Raw genomic sequence first — 322 nt, forward strand, 5'->3', positions numbered from 1 at the left:
CACCGCCGCCACATCCACCCGCCCACGACCGGCGAAAGCGGCAAGGGACTCCAGCACCTCCGCCTCCGAGGCCTGCACAGAAACCATCGCCCCGCCATCGGGCAACGCCTGCATCAAACGCCCACGCGCCGCCACCAGACGGCAGGCGTCCTCCAGCGAGAACACCCCGGCCACGTGAGCCGCCGTAATCTCGCCGACCGAATGCCCCAGCAGATAATCCGGCCGCACCCCCCAGCTCTCCAGCAGCCGGAACAGCGCCACCTCGACCGCGAACAGACCCGCCTGCGTAAACACCGTCCGATCCAGCAACCCGGCCTCGGCC

The 322-nt window shown here is 69.9% G+C and carries 1 protein-coding gene; it reads right to left on the bottom strand.

The window, feature by feature from the left end; all coding sequences use genetic code 11:
- A partial coding sequence (locus ADK64_RS10490) for an acyltransferase domain-containing protein (RefSeq protein ID WP_159046216.1) occupies positions 1 to 322 on the bottom strand: 322 nt, incomplete at both ends.

Source organism: Streptomyces sp. MMG1121 (assembly GCF_001280015.1).
Classification (GTDB): domain Bacteria; phylum Actinomycetota; class Actinomycetes; order Streptomycetales; family Streptomycetaceae; genus Streptomyces.